General features: G+C 62.2%; 13 protein-coding genes and 1 tRNA gene. 9 read left to right on the top strand and 5 right to left on the bottom strand.

Features of this window, described 5'->3' with window-relative positions; translation table 11 throughout:
• Positions 1 to 89 precede the first annotated feature (89 nt).
• The 7 genes from GNP00_RS00460 (at position 90) to GNP00_RS00430 (ending at position 9,875) form a co-directional block, all read left to right on the top strand.
• Positions 90 to 668 carry a sigma-70 family RNA polymerase sigma factor gene (locus GNP00_RS00460; RefSeq protein ID WP_011580786.1) on the top strand — a complete coding sequence of 193 codons (579 nt, stop codon included), beginning with the start codon at positions 90 to 92 and terminating at the stop codon, positions 666 to 668.
• Positions 669 to 734: 66 nt separating this feature from the next.
• Positions 735 to 1,325 carry an ANTAR domain-containing response regulator gene (locus GNP00_RS00455; protein ID WP_011580787.1) on the top strand — a complete coding sequence of 197 codons (591 nt, stop codon included), beginning with the start codon at positions 735 to 737 and terminating at the stop codon, positions 1,323 to 1,325.
• A 5-nt stretch (positions 1,326 to 1,330) separates the two neighbouring features.
• A complete protein-coding gene (locus GNP00_RS00450) occupies positions 1,331 to 2,542 on the top strand; it encodes a CmpA/NrtA family ABC transporter substrate-binding protein (protein WP_011580788.1) in 1,212 nt (403 codons plus the stop codon).
• A 412-nt stretch (positions 2,543 to 2,954) separates the two neighbouring features.
• On the top strand, positions 2,955 to 4,235 hold the full coding sequence (locus tag GNP00_RS00445; protein WP_011580789.1) for an MFS transporter: 1,281 nt from the start codon (positions 2,955 to 2,957) through the stop codon (positions 4,233 to 4,235).
• A gap of 35 nt (positions 4,236 to 4,270) precedes the next feature.
• Positions 4,271 to 6,715, top strand: coding sequence for a nitrite reductase large subunit NirB (gene nirB, locus GNP00_RS00440; protein ID WP_011580790.1), 2,445 nt, complete (start codon positions 4,271 to 4,273; stop codon positions 6,713 to 6,715).
• 5 nt (positions 6,716 to 6,720) lie between these two features.
• Positions 6,721 to 7,050 (top strand): nitrite reductase small subunit NirD, encoded by a 330-nt coding sequence (gene nirD / locus GNP00_RS00435; protein WP_041545306.1) that lies wholly within the window; start codon positions 6,721 to 6,723, stop codon positions 7,048 to 7,050.
• Positions 7,047 to 9,875 carry a molybdopterin-dependent oxidoreductase gene (locus tag GNP00_RS00430; RefSeq protein WP_011580792.1) on the top strand — a complete coding sequence of 943 codons (2,829 nt, stop codon included), beginning with the start codon at positions 7,047 to 7,049 and terminating at the stop codon, positions 9,873 to 9,875. Before nirD ends, GNP00_RS00430 begins: the two co-directional genes overlap by 4 nt.
• An 84-nt stretch (positions 9,876 to 9,959) precedes the next feature.
• Here GNP00_RS00430 and radC read toward each other — a convergent pair whose 3' ends face one another.
• From radC to sfsA, 3 genes are read right to left on the bottom strand one after another with little or no spacing between them, the layout of a single operon-like run.
• Entirely contained in the window at positions 9,960 to 10,715 is a 756-nt protein-coding gene (gene radC / locus GNP00_RS00425) for a RadC family protein (RefSeq protein ID WP_166015683.1), read from the bottom strand.
• 38 nt (positions 10,716 to 10,753) lie between these two features.
• Positions 10,754 to 11,578 (bottom strand): type I methionyl aminopeptidase, encoded by an 825-nt coding sequence (map, locus tag GNP00_RS00420; protein ID WP_011580794.1) that lies wholly within the window; start codon positions 11,576 to 11,578, stop codon positions 10,754 to 10,756.
• Between the two features lie 9 nt (positions 11,579 to 11,587).
• The gene (gene sfsA / locus GNP00_RS00415; protein ID WP_011580795.1) at positions 11,588 to 12,289 is read right to left on the bottom strand and encodes a DNA/RNA nuclease SfsA; all 702 of its coding nucleotides are present in this window, start codon (positions 12,287 to 12,289) and stop codon (positions 11,588 to 11,590) included.
• Between the two features lie 219 nt (positions 12,290 to 12,508).
• On the opposite strand from sfsA, the gene GNP00_RS00410 reads away from it, so the two are divergent.
• Positions 12,509 to 14,815, top strand: coding sequence for a mechanosensitive ion channel domain-containing protein (locus GNP00_RS00410; protein ID WP_011580796.1), 2,307 nt, complete (start codon positions 12,509 to 12,511; stop codon positions 14,813 to 14,815).
• 25 nt (positions 14,816 to 14,840) lie between these two features.
• Here GNP00_RS00410 and GNP00_RS00405 read toward each other — a convergent pair.
• A tRNA-Val gene (locus GNP00_RS00405) sits at positions 14,841 to 14,915 on the bottom strand.
• 55 nt (positions 14,916 to 14,970) lie between these two features.
• Entirely contained in the window at positions 14,971 to 15,666 is a 696-nt protein-coding gene (gene gph, locus GNP00_RS00400) for a phosphoglycolate phosphatase (RefSeq protein WP_011580797.1), read from the bottom strand.
• A gap of 171 nt (positions 15,667 to 15,837) precedes the next feature.
• Here gph and rpiA point away from each other — a divergent pair, with 171 nt between their 5' ends.
• The gene (gene rpiA, locus GNP00_RS00395) at positions 15,838 to 16,545 is read left to right on the top strand and encodes a ribose-5-phosphate isomerase RpiA (RefSeq protein WP_011580798.1); all 708 of its coding nucleotides are present in this window, start codon (positions 15,838 to 15,840) and stop codon (positions 16,543 to 16,545) included.
• Positions 16,546 to 16,558 lie beyond the last annotated feature (13 nt).

Raw genomic sequence — 16,558 nt, 5'->3', positions numbered from 1 at the left:
AGTTCCTCCGGCTTTTGGAACTCCCACCGCCATCGCGCATTAATCCCGCGAACAGCCGAAAAGATTCGTCGTAAGAGAAGGGATTTGGAATGGCACCGTCCCGATATGAGAGAGACAGCGCCCCCAGGCATCCCGGCTCCGAGATCGTAGACCTCATTCCCGCGCTGCGCGCTTTCGCGAGAACCTTCTACCGCGACCCGAACGATGCCGACGACCTGGTGCAGGAGACGCTGACGAAAGGCCTTTCACACCTGCATCAGTTCGAAGCCGGGACCAGCATGAAGTCCTGGCTTTTCACGATCATGCGCAACACGTTCTACACCAAGATCAAGGTAGCCAAGCGGGAAGCGCCGGGAACGGCCGATTGCGTTTCCGCGCGGCCGGTGGTGAACGCCACCCAGGAATGGTCGGCGCGCGGTCTTGAGATTCACCATGCCATTCAGCGGCTGCCTGAGCAGCAGCGCGAGGTGATGATGCTGATCGGCGTGCTCGGGATGAGCTATGAGGAAGCCGCCACCATCTGCAATTGCGCCATAGGCACAATCAAGAGCCGGCTTAACCGCGCCCGTCTGCGGCTTCTGGTCGAGCTTGGGGAGAAATCCAGCCTCTCCGCCGTGGAGCGGGAGGAGGCGACGCCTGCCGGCGACAACGGTATCTTCTACGCCTGACATTCGTCTTTCGCCCTTGTGATTTTTTTGCGTTGCACAATCATTGTGCATGCGCAAAATAGAGGCATGTCGCCTCGGTCGCTTTCTGTCCTGGTTATCGATGAAAATACGGTGCGCGCCGCCATCATAGAGGCGGGCTTGCGCGAGGCAGGCCATGAGTTCGTGACGGTGGTGCACGACGTCAATGGAATCGCGCAGCGAATCGCGGCCGTCGAGCCGGATGTCATCGTCATTGATCTGGAAAACCCAAATCGCGACATGCTTGAAAGCATGTTCAGCCTGTCCCGCGCCGTGAAGCGGCCGATCGCGATGTTCGTCGACCAGTCGGATCAGAGCGCCATCGAGGCGGCCGTGGAGGCGGGCGTGTCCGCTTATGTGGTCGACGGCCTTCGGCAGGATCGCGTAAAGCCGATCGTCGACATGGCCATCAGCCGCTTCAACGCCTATTCGCGCATGGCGCGCGAGCTGGAGGACGCGCGAAGCGAGCTCGAAAACCGCAAGCTGATCGACCGCGCCAAAGGGATACTCATGCGCTCGCGCGGCCTTACGGAAGAGCAGGCCTACGCGCTCCTGCGCCGCACGGCCATGAACCAGAACCGGAAGATTTCGGAGATCGCCCAGAGCCTCATTCTGGCCGCGGGGCTGCTCGAGGAGTAACCGCTATGGCCGATACGCATGCAATCACAGCCGGATTCCTGCCATTGCTCGACAGCGCCATTTTGGTCGCGGCGAAGGAAAAAGGCTTCGCGGAACGCGAAGGCATCGATCTTACCCTGGTGCGGGAAACCTCCTGGGCCAGCATCCGTGACCGAATCGCTGTCGGCCACTTCGAGGCCGCGCACATGCTGGCGCCCATGCCGATCGCCGCCACGCTCGGCCTCACGCCAATCCGCCTGGACCTGGTGGCGCCAATGGCGCTGGGGCTGGGCGGAAACGCGATCAGCGTCAGCCGCGCGCTCTGGAAGGAGATGGAGAGCGCCGGTGCCCGAGGCGTGGGCGATCCCGCTGCGGCTGGGAATGCCCTAAGGCAGGTTATCGCCGGAAGGCGCGGGACAGCGGAAGGCCGGCTTCGCTTTGCCGTCGTTCATCCCCATTCCGGGCACAATCTCGAGCTCCGCTACTGGCTGGCCGCGAGCGGCATCGATCCCGAGCGGGACCTTGATGTCGCCGTGCTGCCGCCGCCCTTGATGCCAGACGCGATCGCTGCGGGAAGCATCGACGGTTTCTGCGTCGGCGAGCCATGGAGCAGCGTCGCCGTCGCCCGGGGTCATGCGCATATCGCGGCGGTCAAGGCCGCGATCTGGAAGTCGAGCCCCGAGAAGGTGCTGGGGGTGCGCGCCGATTGGGCCGCAGCGAACGGAGAGGAGCTGTTCCGCCTCCTGCGCGCGCTTTACCGCGCGGCCGAATGGTGCGGGAAAGCGGACAACTGCGCCGAACTGGCAGAGATCCTTGCCGGGGAGCGCTATCTCGGCCAGCCGGTTGAAATCGTCCTCGGCGCGCTCGAAGGTCGGCTCGACACCGGCCACGGATTGCAAAACGTGCCGGACTTCTTCCTTCCCGCCGCGCGGGCGGCTACTTTCCCCTGGCGCAGCCATGCGCTTTGGCTCTATTCGCAGATGGTTCGTTGGGGGCAGGTGGCGCATAGCGCTGCCAATGCGGAAAAAGCCCGCAATTCCTTCCGGCCGGACCTTTATCGCGCCGCGCTCCAGCCGCTCGGTGTTCCCGTGCCGGTGGAAGACATGAAGCCAGAGGGCGCCGCACTTGCTCCAGGCGCGGGCGGCTTCTTCGACGGTGCCGTTTTCGATCCCGACAAGCTCGACGCCTATATCGCGGGCCAACGTCCTGCCGGTAAAGGCAGCGACCCTTCCATTTGATCTTTTGCGGATTGAATGGTTCGGGAACGCCGCCGCCGGTCAGGAGGCCTGCAGCAAAGAGCCTATTTTTTAGGCGCAAACTTCAATTGCCTAAGAAATAAACATCGCGCTGCAACATTCGGCAGCGCTTTTCGCCGCGCGAAAGATGAAGCCACGGCACCATTCCATTTCAATCCTTTGATATAATTGCACTTATCGCGCTGCAGCAAAACTGGCACGCAATCTGCATAGTAAAAGGCGGAACCCAGAGGGGACCAGAAAGAAGCGTCCAGCGAAGGGCGCTCGGGCAAAGCTGCCGATCAGTCTTGCACCCACGTTGACCGCGGTGGGCGTGCGAGATCTGGCCGGCAGCTTTTCTTTTGGTCGGCCCCTCCGGGCAGTTTGGACACGAGCAGTTGGATGGAACCGACCCATGACCTCACATGAGCCAGCCTCAAGCGCGCCAACCACCACACCGGTCCGCGCGCTCAGCATGTCCACCATCGCCTTTACCGTCTGCTTCGCGGTATGGACGATCTTTTCCATCATTGGCGTGCGCATCAAGGAGGAACTGGGCCTCTCGGAAACCCAGTTCGGCCTGCTTGTGGGCACGCCGATCCTCACCGGCTCGCTGGTGCGCCTTGCGCTCGGCATCTGGACAGACCGCTACGGCGGCAGGTTGGTCTACACCGTCACTATGCTCGCGGCGGCGATCGCCACCTTTCTCCTCTCCTTCGCCCACACCTATGCGCATCTGCTCCTGGCGGGGCTTGGCGTGGGGCTCGCCGGCGGCTCATTCGCCGTGGGCGTCGCCTATGTCTCGCGTTTCTATCCAGCCCAGAAGCAGGGCACGGCACTTGGCATTTTCGGCGTCGGTAATGTGGGCGCGGCAGTCACGAAATTCCTGGCGCCCTTTGTGCTCGTCGCCTGGGGCTGGGAAGCGGTGGCGCAGGTTTGGGCGCTGGCGCTCGCTGCAATGGCCATCCTCTTCTGGTTCACCACGGGCGACGACCCGGTGATCCGCGCCCGGCGGGCAGGGCAGGGTGCGCAGCACAGCTTCGCCGCGGATTTTGAGCCGCTTAAAAACCTGCAAGTCTGGCGCTTCGCCCTCTACTACTTCTTCGTCTTCGGCGGGTTCGTGGCGCTTTCGCTGTGGCTGCCGCGCTATCTGATCGGGGTCTACGGGTTCGACATCGCAACAGCCGGCATGATCGGCGCGGCCTATTCCATCCCCGCCTCGGTCTTCCGCGCCTATGGCGGCGCGCTTTCGGACCGCTCGGGCGCGCGCACCGTGATGTATTGGACGTTTGCCGTCTCGGCCGTCTGCGCGCTGATCCTGTCCATCCCGCCCACGGACTATGTGGTGCGTGGCGTCAACGGCCCCATCGCAGCCCATTTTGAGATCGGACCGTGGGCCTTCATCGCCGTTATCTTTGTGCTCGGCTTTTTCATGAGCCTCGGCAAGGCTGCGGTCTACAAGCACATCCCGGTCTATTACCCGCAAAATGTGGGCGCGGTGGGCGGCCTTGTCGGCATGATCGGCGGCCTGGGCGGCTTTTTCCTGCCACTTCTCTTCGGCTGGCTCAACGACGTGACCGGCCTTTGGACGAGCTGCTTCATGGCGCTCTTCGTCATCGTCGCCGGCTCGCTCGTCTGGATGCACATCGCCATCCGCCAGATGGAGCGCCGCCAAGCGGGCCTGCAGCCCGCCTGAAAGCGCCACGCGAAACAAAGAGGAAACTTGTTCAAATGACTCAGAAACTCGTGGTGGTCGGCGCCGGCATGGCCTCCGGCCGCATGCTCGAGCACCTCTTCGAGGCAGCCCCCGGTGCATTCGATGTGACGCTCTTCGGAGCCGAACCGCGCGGAAATTACAACCGCATCATGCTCTCGCCCGTGCTGGCCGGTGAGAAGACCTACGACCAGATCGTCACCCATGACGCGGAATGGTACGCGGCCAATGATGTCCACTGCCGCTTCGGCGAGACGGTGACGAAGATCGATCGCAAGGCGAAGGTGGTCTTCTCCAGGAGCGGCGAGACGCCTTACGATAAGCTCGTCGTCGCCACCGGCTCCGCGCCCTTCATCATCCCGATCGCCGGCAAGGACCTGCCGGGCGTGCGTGCCTTCCGCGACCTCGATGATGTCGACGCCATGGTGGCCGCCGCCGGCAGGCCCGGCGCCAAGGCGGTGGTGATCGGCGGCGGCCTTTTGGGACTGGAGGCTGCGGCCGCGCTCAGGCTGCGCGGCATGGACGTGGTGGTGCTTCACCTCATGGGCCATCTCATGGAGCGCCAGCTCGATCCCGCCGCCGGCTATCTGCTCCAGAAGGAACTGGAGGGCAGGGGCATAAAAATTCACTGCAAGGCGCAGACCAAGGCCATTCTTGGCGATGCCCAGGTGGAAGCCGTGCTTCTGGAGGACGGCACGATCTATCCGGCAGATATCGTGGTGATGGCCGTCGGCATCAGGCCTGAGGTGCGCATCGCGGTCGATGCGGGCCTTTATGTCGAGCGCGGCATTGTCGTGAACGACCAGATGGTAACCTCCGATCCTGACATTCTCGCCATCGGAGAATGCGTGGAGCACGAGAGCATCTGCTACGGGCTCGTCGCTCCCCTCTATGAGATGGCCAAGGTGGCGGCCAAGACGCTGGTCAAGCAGGATGCGGCCTTCCGGCCGGTGGAAACTGCGACACAGCTTAAGGTTACCGGCGTAACCCTTTATTCCGCTGGCGATTTCGCCGATGCCGAGGATCGCGAGGAAATCGTGCTGCGCGATGCCAGTGCCGGCGTCTACAAGCGCCTGGTACTGAAGGAAAACCGTATCCTCGGCGCGGTTCTCTACGGCGAGACGTCGGATGGGGCCTGGTTCTTCGACATGCTGAGAAAGGGCACCGATGTTTCGGAGATGCGCGAAACCCTGATTTTCGGACAGGCCTACCAGGGAGGGGGGCAACTGGACCCTATGGCGGCCGTTGCAGCCTTGCCGGATGATGCGGAAATCTGCGGCTGCAACGGCGTATGCAAGAGCAAGATCACCGGCACCATTCAAGAAAAAGGCCTGACGACGCTTGACGCCGTGCGGGCCCACACCAAGGCCTCCGCCTCCTGCGGAACCTGCACAGGGCTTGTCGAGCAGCTCATGAAGCTCACGCTCGGCGACGCTTTCAATCCGGCCGCCGTCACGCCCATGTGCGGTTGCACCGACCTTGGCCACGACGACGTGCGCCGGCTGATCAAGGCATCGAGGCTCAAGACCATTCCAGCCGTCATGCAGGAGCTGGAATGGAAGACCTCCTGCGGCTGCGCCAAGTGCCGGCCGGCGCTCAACTACTATCTCGTCTGCGATTGGCCGGACGAATATGCCGACGACTACCAGTCGCGCTTCATCAATGAGCGTGTTCACGCGAATATCCAGAAGGACGGCACCTATTCGGTGGTCCCGCGCATGTGGGGCGGCGTGACGAGTGCTGCGGAGCTGCGCGCCATCGCGGATGTGGTGGACAAGTTCAACATCCCCACGGTGAAGGTCACCGGCGGCCAGCGCATCGACATGCTGGGCATCAAGAAGGAGGACTTGCCCGAGGTTTGGGCCGATCTCGGCAAGGCTGGCTTCGTCTCCGGCCACGCCTATGCCAAGGGCTTGCGCACGGTGAAGACCTGCGTCGGGTCGGACTGGTGCCGCTTCGGCACGCAGGACTCGACCGGCCTTGGCATCCGAATCGAGAAATTCATGTGGGGCTCGTGGACGCCCGCGAAAGTGAAGATGGCCGTCTCTGGCTGCCCGCGCAACTGCGCGGAAGCCACTTGCAAGGATGTCGGCGTCATCTGCGTCGATTCCGGCTTCGAGATCCACTTCGCGGGCGCGGCGGGCCTCGATATCAAGGGCACGGAAAAGCTCGGCCTGGTCAGATCGGAGGACGAGGCGCTGGAGGTGATCGTCGCGCTTACGCAGATGTACCGCGAGCAGGCGCGATATCTGGAGCGCATCTACAAATGGGCCAAGCGCATCGGCTATGACGAGATCCGCCGCCAAATTCTGGACGATCCCGAAAAGCGCAAAGCCTATTACGACCGCTTTGTCTTCAGCCAGAAATTCGCCCAGGTGGACCCCTGGTCCGAGCGCGCCTCGGGCAAGGACAAGCACGAGTTCAAGCCGATGGCCACGCTGACCCTGGAGGCTGCGGAATGAGCACCATGAACTGGTTCGCTATCGGTAAGCTCGAGGATATCCCCCTCCGCGGCGCGCGCTGCGTGGAGACCGGCAACACCAAAATTGCCGTATTCCGTACAGCCGACAATCGCATCTTCGCTCTGGAGGACAAATGCCCGCATCGGGGAGGGCCGCTTAGCCAGGGCATCGTGCATGATGGCTGCGTGACCTGCCCGCTGCACAATTGGGTGATCTCGCTGGAGACGGGGTTTGCCCAAGGCGCGGATGAGGGAGCCACCGCGCCCTTTCCGGTCCGGCTTGAGGGCGATCGCATTTTGCTTGGCCTCACCGACATGGCGGAGAAAGCGGCGTGAAGGTCGATAATGAACAACTGGCGGAGGTGCGCACCACCTGTCCCTATTGCGGCGTCGGTTGCGGCGTAATCGCCACGCCGCAGCCCGACGGCACGGTTGCAATTAAGGGCGATCCCGACCACCCGGCCAATTTCGGCAGGCTCTGCTCCAAGGGATCAGCCCTCGCCGAAACCATTGGCCTGGAAGAACGGCTTCTTTATCCGGACATACACGGCCGCCGCGCGGGCTGGGACGAGGCGCTCACACTCGTGGCGCAACGATTTTCGGATGCGATCAAGGAACACGGGCCGGATTCCGTCGCCTTTTACGTATCCGGGCAGTTGCTGACGGAGGATTACTACGTCGCCAACAAGCTGATGAAGGGCTTCATCGGCTCGGCCAATATCGACACGAATTCCCGGCTCTGCATGGCATCCTCGGTCGCGGGCCACCGCCGCGCCTTCGGCGCAGACACGGTGCCGGGGACCTATGAGGATCTGGAGCTTGCGGATCTTGTCGTGCTCGTCGGCTCCAATCTCGCCTGGTGCCATCCCGTCCTCTATCAGCGGCTTGCCGCGGCGAAGGATAAGCGCCCGGAAATGAAGGTCGTGCTGATCGACCCACGCCGCACCATGACGGCCGACATCGCCGACTTACACCTTGCCGTCGCGCCCGATGGCGACGCGGCGCTTTTCACTGGCCTGCTCGGCTATCTCGATATAACTGGAGCATTATCAAGAGATTACATAGAAAACCACACAAACGGCTTCAATGAAGCATTGGCGGTTGCACGTGCTTTCAATACCGAACGGGTGGCTTTGGAGAGCGGCCTGGCCGCCTCCGAAGTGTTGGCGTTTTTCGACCTTTTTGTCGGCAATGAGCGCACGGTTACGGTCTACAGCCAGGGCGTCAACCAGTCGGTTTCCGGCACCGACAAGGTCAGCGCTATCATCAACTGTCATCTGGCGACGGGCCGGATCGGCCGGCCGGGTATGGGGCCGTTCTCCGTCACCGGCCAGCCCAATGCCATGGGCGGGCGTGAGGTTGGCGGGCTAGCCAACATGCTGGCCGCGCATATGGACCTGGAAAATTCTTGGCATCGCGAAATCGTGCGGCGCTTCTGGCGGGCGCCGCGCCTGGCGGAAAAATCCGGGTTCAAGGCCGTGGAGCTGTTCCGTGCCGTGGCCGACGGGCGCATCAAGGCGCTTTGGATTATGGCCACCAACCCGGCCGACAGCCTGCCTGATGCGGATTTCGTGCAGGCGGCATTGAAAGCCTGTCCCTTCGTCGTGGTCTCCGACATTTCCGCGGCGACCGATACGCTGCGCCACGCCCATGTGAAGCTGCCGTCGGCCGGCTGGGGCGAGAAGAATGGTACGGTGACCAATTCGGAGCGCCGCATTTCCCGCCAGCGCCCATTCCTGCCATTGCCCGGCGAGGCCCGGCCCGACTGGTGGCAGGTGGTCGAGGTAGCCCGGCGAATGGGATTTGCGGAAGGCTTTGCCTATTCAACACCTGCGGAAATTTTCCGCGAGCATGCCGCGCTTTCCGCATACGAAAATGATGGCGCGCGCGATTTCGACATTGGAGTCTATGCCGGCCTCTCTGCCCCTGCCTTTGAAGCGCTCCAGCCCTTCCAATGGCCAGCGCCATCGCTGGGAAGCACCCCCCTCTGGCCTGCCGGCCATCTCCCCCTCAAGGGGGGAAATCAGCTTTCACTGGGACCTTCGCCAATCGCCAATGTTGCAGATGAAGCCTCGGAACTTGCGGCCGGCATAATCTCCCCCCTTGAGGGGGAGATGGCCGGCAGGCCAGAGGGGGGTAATATCCGCTTTTTTGCCGATGGAGGCTTTTATACCCCTGATCGCCGCGCGCGGTTCATCGCCGTTTTTCCGCGGGTGCGAAATGTCGCGGATGCGGACTTCCCACTAGTGCTCAACACGGGCCGCGTGCGCGATCACTGGCACACCATGACGCGGACGGGTCAAAGCGCCCGGCTTTCTGCCCATCTGGCCGAGCCCTATGCCGAACTGCATCCAGAGGATGCCGCCCGTCTCGGCATCGGCGATGCCGATCTCGTGCGCGTGGAAAGCCAGCATGGCGCGGTGATCGTCCGTGCGCTGATCTCGGCGCGGCAGCGTTCCGGCTCCGTCTTCGTGCCGATGCACTGGACCGACCAGTTCTCCGCCAAGGGCAGGGTGGATGCGCTTGTCGCCCCTATCACCGATCCCATCTCCGGCCAGCCGGCGTTGAAGAACGTCGCGGTGCGCGTAAGCCGCTTCGAGGCGGCTCTTTACGGCTTTGCCGTTTTGCAAAGCCGCCCGGAGTGGGATGGCCTGGACTATTGGGCGCTGGCCCGCGCCGACGGCGGCTGGCGCATCGAACTGGCGCATGGCGCGCTGTCGGAAAGCCCGGAGATCCTGCTTCGACGGCTCATAAAGTCGACCGGCAAGACGCAGATCCTAGCCTATCACGATCCCAAGAGGGGAGATTATCGGCTCGCGGCTTTTGATGGCGAGCGCATGGTGGGCGCGCTCTATCTCTCTGCGCACCCCGTAGCCGTCTCGCGCTCCTTCGCCGTCGCGCAGCTTGGAAGCGCTCATCCCGACCCATGCTCCCGCTATCGCGTGGTGGCGGGCAGGGCAGAAGCCGACCGCCCGGAAATCGGCGCCATCGTCTGCTCCTGCTTTGGTGTTGGAGCCAACCAGATCGCCGCTGCCGCCCGCGGCGGATGCCGAACCGTCGAAGCCATCGGCCGCGCCCTGTCGGCCGGCACCAATTGCGGCTCCTGCCGCGGAGAGATTCGCGGCATCGTCGAGGCGCATGTGGTAGAGGCGGCGGAATAAGGAATAGCGAATAGACCGAGGCGGTGAGGCCGCAGCAAGAAAGCCGCGTCGATCAACAACCCCTGGTCACCCTCGCTGCTTCGCTCAAAACAGCCGCATACCCTTCATGCTGGCATGGCCCTTTTTGCCGATAATGATGTGATCGTGCACGGTGATTCCCAGCGGCTCCGCCGTCGACGCGATCAGCTTCGTCATCTCTATATCGGCCCGCGAAGGGGTCGGGTCGCCCGAGGGATGATTGTGGACCAGGATGATGGCGCTTGCCGATAGTTCCAGAGCGCGCTTTACCACCTCGCGCGGATAGACAGGCGTATGATCCACCGTGCCGGTCTGCTGGCACTCGTCCTTGATCAGCGCGTTCTTCTTGTCGAGAAAGAGTATCCGAAACTGCTCGCGATCCTCATAGGCCATCGCCGCGCGGCAATAGTCTAGCACCTGGGTCCAGGAGGAAAGCACCTGCTTTCCACGCACCTCGCTGCGCAGCATGCGCTGCGTGAGCGCGGCGATCAGCTTGAGGTCACGGGCGGCCGCCTCGCCGATGCCCTCCACCTCCCTCAAGCGATGTTCCGGCGCCCCCAGAACCTCGCCGATCGAGCCGAATCGGTTGAGCAGTGCCTTGGCCGCGCACTTGGTGTCGGCGCGTGGCACGGAGCGGAACAACACCATCTCCAAAAGCTCATAGTCGGCAAGCGCATCCGCGCCGGCCTCGTTAAAACGCTCGCGCAAGCGCTCGCGGTGGCCTTCGTAATGCTTCTTGATACGTGTTTCCGTCTTGCCCGGTACGTTCTCTGTTGTGCGCAGCGCACCTTCGCTGAACCCGCCGTTGCCGCTTTCCGCCATGATCAGCTTTGCCCCGTCCCCAATCGACTACAGGGTAACTATGGGAGGCCGGGGCGATCAAGCCCTGCTGGAGAGAGAGTGAAAATTTCACAGCCTGTTTCGGTGACACCCACGCTGTGCTCGTATTGGGCGGAGAGGGAACGGTCCCGCGTGACGGCGGTCCAGCCATCCGACAGCACCTTCACATGCGGCCTGCCAAGATTGATCATGGGCTCGATCGTGAAGATCATGCCCGGCCGCATCTCGACGCCCTCGTTGGGGCTGCCGTAATGCAGGATGTTTGGCGCATCGTGGAACAGACGGCCAACGCCATGTCCGCAGAAATCGCGCACCACCGAGCAGCGCTGATTTTCAGCATAAGTCTGGATCGCAGCGCCGATAGCGCCCGTTCGCGCGCCCGGTTTCACCGCCTCCACGCCGCGCATGAGGCATTCGTGGGTAACTTCCAGAAGCCGTTCGGCGGCTCGCTTGATCTGCCCCACGGGGTACATGCGGCTTGAATCTCCGTGCCACCCGTCGAGCACATAGGTCACGTCGATATTGACGATGTCGCCTTCGCGAAGCGGCTTATCGTCGGGGATGCCGTGACAGACGACGTGGTTGATCGAGGTACAGGTGGACTTCGTGTAGCCGCGGTAGTTGAGCGTGGCGGGAAGCGCCCCATGGTCCATCCCGAACTCGAAGACGAACTGATCGATCGCGTTCGTCGTCACGCCCGGTTTCACGATCGAGACGAGTTCGTCCAGGCAGCGCGCGGTGAGCTGGCAGGCCCTGCGCATGCCCTCGAAGCCGTCTTTGCCGTATAGGCGGATCTGGCCGGTGTTGCGCAGCGGAGCCGTGTCCGCATCGAGATAGGTGACCATTGAGGCGTCCTAAAAATCCAAATCGATCAGGCGATCGGGAGCGATCGCGTCGGCAGAGATTTGGCACCCTATCACGAAAGCTTCAACCCCCGCATCCCTCGCGCGCCCGAAAGCCGCGGCATAAGAGGCGTCAAGATCCGCGCAAAGGCGGAATCGGGAGCAATCGGCCCGCTGGACCACATAGATCATGACGGCGCGGTTGCCTGCCCTGCGCATGGCTGCAAGCTCGTCGAGGTGCCGGGCGCCGCGGTCCGTCCTCGTATCCGGAAATTCGGCAAGCCCGGCCTCGCGCATGAAATGCACGTTTTTCACCTCCACATAGGCTGGCGGGCGCTCCGGGTGCTCCAGAAGAAAGTCGATGCGCGAGCGCTCGCCATAGCGCTGTTCGGGCCGTATCACCGGATATGTGCCGAGGTCGCCCACCAGACGGGCGCGGATAGCCTCCGCCGCAAGCCGGTTCGGCAGGCCTGTATTGATACCCACCAGCGTTCCGTCCGCTTCCACGATTTCCAGCCGATAGGGATATTTGCGTTTCGGATCGTCCCATTTCGACAAGAGCACGCGCGATCCCGGCGCGGTGAGCCCGAGCATCGATCCGGTATTGGGCACTGAAACCGTAAGTTCCGTTCCGTCCGCAAGCACTACATCGGCCAGAAAGCGCTTATAGCGGCGGATGAGCCGGGCTTCGGTGAGCGGGGAGGGAAATATCATGGAAATGGCGAGGCAAGCAGTTCTTCCAAAGCTCCATATCGCCCGCGCGACCGGAAAGGTCAAATCACCGGGAAGCCTTTTCGCTGCATCTGCTGACGGATATGCAGCTTAGCTGGCTGCCTCTCTATCGCCGCAAACTAATAATTGGTTAAGCAGCAGCTGCTTAGAAGAAGGTGGCGACGATTGGCGGCAGTCGCTGGAGCTTCCTGCGGGGGTCTTATGCGGATTTTGGCTCTCCTCTTTTTATTGATTTGCGCATCACCGGTTGCTGCACAGTCAGCGAACGGCGCGAGTGGTGCTGAAGCGGCTGAGTCTCCAGGCGATGTCGAAGCACTCATCCAAATTCTGGAAAACGATCAGGCGCGCACGCGCCTGATCCAGACATTGCGCCAGGCCGAGACGGAGGAGGCCGCGGAGGAGGCAACGCCCACCGGGGTGCTCCAGATCGGCGAATATGCGCGTGCTGCGGTGGAAAGCTCGGCAGCATTCATTTCTGCCGTGGTTCGCCTGTCAGGCGATATTTCCGATGTGCTCACCGGCACGACGACTGTGGATTTCTCCATCATATGGAATGCCGTGCGCACGGTCATCGTCGTCGCCGTCGTTACTTTTTCGGCCTTTTTCCTGCTGCGCCTTGGTTTTCTGCGCATCCAGCGCGCCCTTGCCGCGGCAGCAGCCGGTTCCGGTCCCCTGCGGCGCTCGGGCCTGATCCTTGCGTCGGCTCTGTTCGACACGGCTACCGTGCTTCTGGCGTGGGCAGCCGGCTATGTGCCCGCTATCTACTTTGATTTGGCGGACCGGGCGGGAGGCGGCCAAACGCTTTTCCTGGGCGCCTTCCTTTCTGTTGAGCTGGCGAAAGTCGTGGCTCGTGTGCTGCTTGCGCCCAGATGGCCCGCACTGCGCTTTCTGCGGATCGGCGATACCACTTCCGCCTATTGGTATTTTTGGTCGAGCAGGCTCCTCAGCATTCTAGGCTACGCTTTCCTTTTTCTGGCCCCCCTTCTGGCCTCCGGCGTATCCTATGGTGCAGCTCAGGTATTGCGCGCCTTTGTGCTTTTCTGTGCGCTCACCATGGCCTGCATCATCATTATGCAGAACCGCGATCTCGTCCGCTCCTGGCTTATGCTTGGGGCGGAACGCGTCAAGTCCGAAGTGATTTCCCGCGCGCTTTCGATCCTCGCCCGCTTCTGGAACGTGGTCGCGATCGCCTATCTCATACTGATTTTCGGCCTCTGGCTTGCCGACCATGAAGCCGCGCTGCCTTTCGTGCTGACCGCCACTGCGCAGACATTCATCGCGATCGCCATCGGCACTGCGCTCACCATGGCGGTGACGCGGATAGCCGCAGGCGGCATGCATTTGCCCGACGATATTCGCACACGTGTGCCGCTGCTTGAACAGCGCCTCAACGCTTTCGTGCCGAATGTCCTGCGGGTAACGCGTGGCGTTATTGTAATCGGCGTCATTATCGCCTCCGCCCAGATCTGGCTTGTAGCCGATTTCCTGGGTTGGATTTCGAGCGAGGTCGGCCAGCGTATCGTCACCTCCATCTTGTCGGCGGGGATCATCCTGATCGCCGGCAGCCTGATCTATATTGTCGTCCAGTCCTGGGTGGAATACCGGCTCGACCCGCCGAAGGGGAGCAAGCCCAGTGCGCGGGAGCGCACCTTGCTTTCGCTTTTCCGCAATGCCTTCACCGTCGCGCTCGGCGTCCTGACTTGCATGCTTGTCCTTTCCGAACTCGGGGTGAACATCGCTCCGCTTCTGGCAGGCGCCGGTATCCTCGGACTTGCCGTCGGCTTCGGCGCGCAAAAGCTGGTGCAGGACATCATAACGGGCGCCTTCATCCAGTTCGAAAATGCCATGAACGAGGGAGACGTCGTCACAGCCGGCGGGGTGACGGGAACGGTCGAACGTCTCACGATCCGCTCGGTTTCGCTGCGCTCGCTTGATGGCGCCTACCATCTTATCCCGTTTTCGTCGGTGGATTCCGTATCGAATTTCATGAAGAACTTCAGCTACCACGTTGCCAATATCGGTGTGGACTACGGGGTAAGCGTTCCCGAAGTGAAGCGCGCCATGCAGGATGCCTTTGAACGCCTGAAGAAGACGGAGGAAGGCGAGCACATCATCGGCGAATTGGAGATGCACGGCGTGACCGAGTTCGGCGATTCGGCAATCATGGTGCGCGCACGCATCAAGACGCAGGCCGGACGACAGTGGGCGATTGGCCGTCTCTACAATGAGATCATCAAGGAGTTGTTCGAGGAGCGGGGAATCGAAATCCCATTCCCGCATGTCACGCTCAACGTCAGCAATGAAGATCTGGCACGGCTGACAAAGCCATTGATGGATTCCACAGATTCCAGTGAAGAAGCCATGAATTCGCCCGCCAAAGCGAAGCCGCGTGCGCCCCGGAACGATGGGGAGCGGCCCGCAGTCGCCGCCAAGCGCCTGCGCTCAAGGCGGCCGTTGCAGGACGGTCCGCCTGACGATGAGCATGATCTGGCGGAGCAGCAGGCCTAGAGTGTTGGAAAGTGGCTCAAGAAGATGGTGGGCGCGGTAGGGATTGAACCTACGACCCCACCCGTGTGAAGGGTGTGCTCTCCCGCTGAGCTACGCGCCCGCCCGGCGGCAAATCGCCAAGCGCGCGGCGATATAAGGGAGCCCCGGTGGCGAAGTCAAGCCACTGGCTGGCCCGCAGCCGATTTGATCAGCTTGCCCGCAAGCTCCACGGTCAATTCGTCGAAATGAGAGATGACGACGCTCGGCTCGAACTCGCGCACCGGCCGGTCGGTGTAGCCGAAATCAACCGCGACAACAGGGATTCCTGCCGCCTTGGCGGTATCGATGTCCGTACGCGAATCGCCAACCATGATGGCGCGATGCCGGTCTCCTCCGGCCCGCTCGATCGTATCGGTCAGGTGACGCGGGTCGGGCTTCCGATGGCCAAATGTATCCGAACCACAAATTGCCTCGAAGCGATCCGCGATATCCAGCGCTTCGAGCAGGGCCTGTGAGAGGCCTTCGAATTTGTTGGTGCACACAGCCGCGATGAAGCCGGCCTCGCGAAAGCGCGCCAAGGCTTGCAGAACGCCGGGAAATGGGCGCGAAAGCCCTGGCATCGCGGCGGTGTAGTGCTCGATGAAAAGCTTCTGCAGCGCTTCAAGCTCCTCGTTGTTTGTCGGCCGTCCATGCGCGGCAAAAGCCCGCTCGATCATCACACGGCTTCCGAAACCCACGAAGCGGCGGAGTTCCTTGGGTTCCGCCTCGGGCAAGCCGATCGTGCGCAGGCAGTGATTGAGGCTGTCGAGCAAGTCGGGTGCGGTGTCGACGAGCGTGCCGTCGAGATCGAACACGATGATCGGCGATATCATGAATCGTCCCTCGTTGATCCTCACGCGATAACCCGCATGAGCCCATTCTTCAAGGAAGGCTATGGAACTATCATTGGCGCCTGCCCGATACGGTGCACCATTCACAGCTGCAAAGCATTTGCGGGAAAAGGTGAAACGGGTTAGGAAGCCGGTCTGGTTTGGGGCAGGATAGTGACGGACGCAAAGACGCTTAAGATTGAAGCCGCCAGGGTGGCGCTGGGCTATGTCGAAGATGGCATGAAGCTTGGAATCGGCACGGGCTCGACCGCCGAGGAGTTCGTGCGGCTGCTTGCGACGCGCGTTAGCTCGGGGATGAAGATCGTCGGCGTTCCCACCTCCGAGCGCACGGCTGCCCTTTGCCGCGAGCTGTCGGTTCCCCTTTCGACGCTGGATGAGACGCCGGAACTTGATCTGACGGTGGACGGCGCGGACGAAGTGGGGCCGGACCTCACGCTGATCAAGGGCGGCGGCGGTGCGCTGCTTCGCGAGAAAATCGTTGCCGCGGCTTCACGCCGGATGATCGTGATTGCCGATGAGAGCAAGGTCGTTGATGTGCTTGGCACCTTTCCGCTGCCCATCGAGGTGAATCCCTTTGGCCTTCGCGCCACCAGGATCGCCATTGAGGCCGCCGCCGCGCGCCTCGGTCTTGCCGGCGAGATGAGGACACGTATGGCCGGCCAGGAGCCGTTCGTAACGGACGGTGGACATTTCATAATCGATGCATCTTTTGGCCGTATTCAAGCGCCAAGAGCACTGGCGGAGGCGCTGAATGCAATTCCCGGTGTTGTGGAACACGGTCTCTTCATCGGACTGGCTGGCGCGGCGATTATTGCAGGCAGGAACGGTGTCAGGACGCTCGACGCCGGCAGCCGAATCTAGACATGGAGAAGAA

Origin of the sequence: Chelativorans multitrophicus (genome assembly GCF_011317445.1) — a bacterium.
GTDB lineage: Bacteria > Pseudomonadota > Alphaproteobacteria > Rhizobiales > Rhizobiaceae > Chelativorans > Chelativorans multitrophicus.
This window is presented reverse-complemented; position numbering and strand designations above follow the sequence as displayed.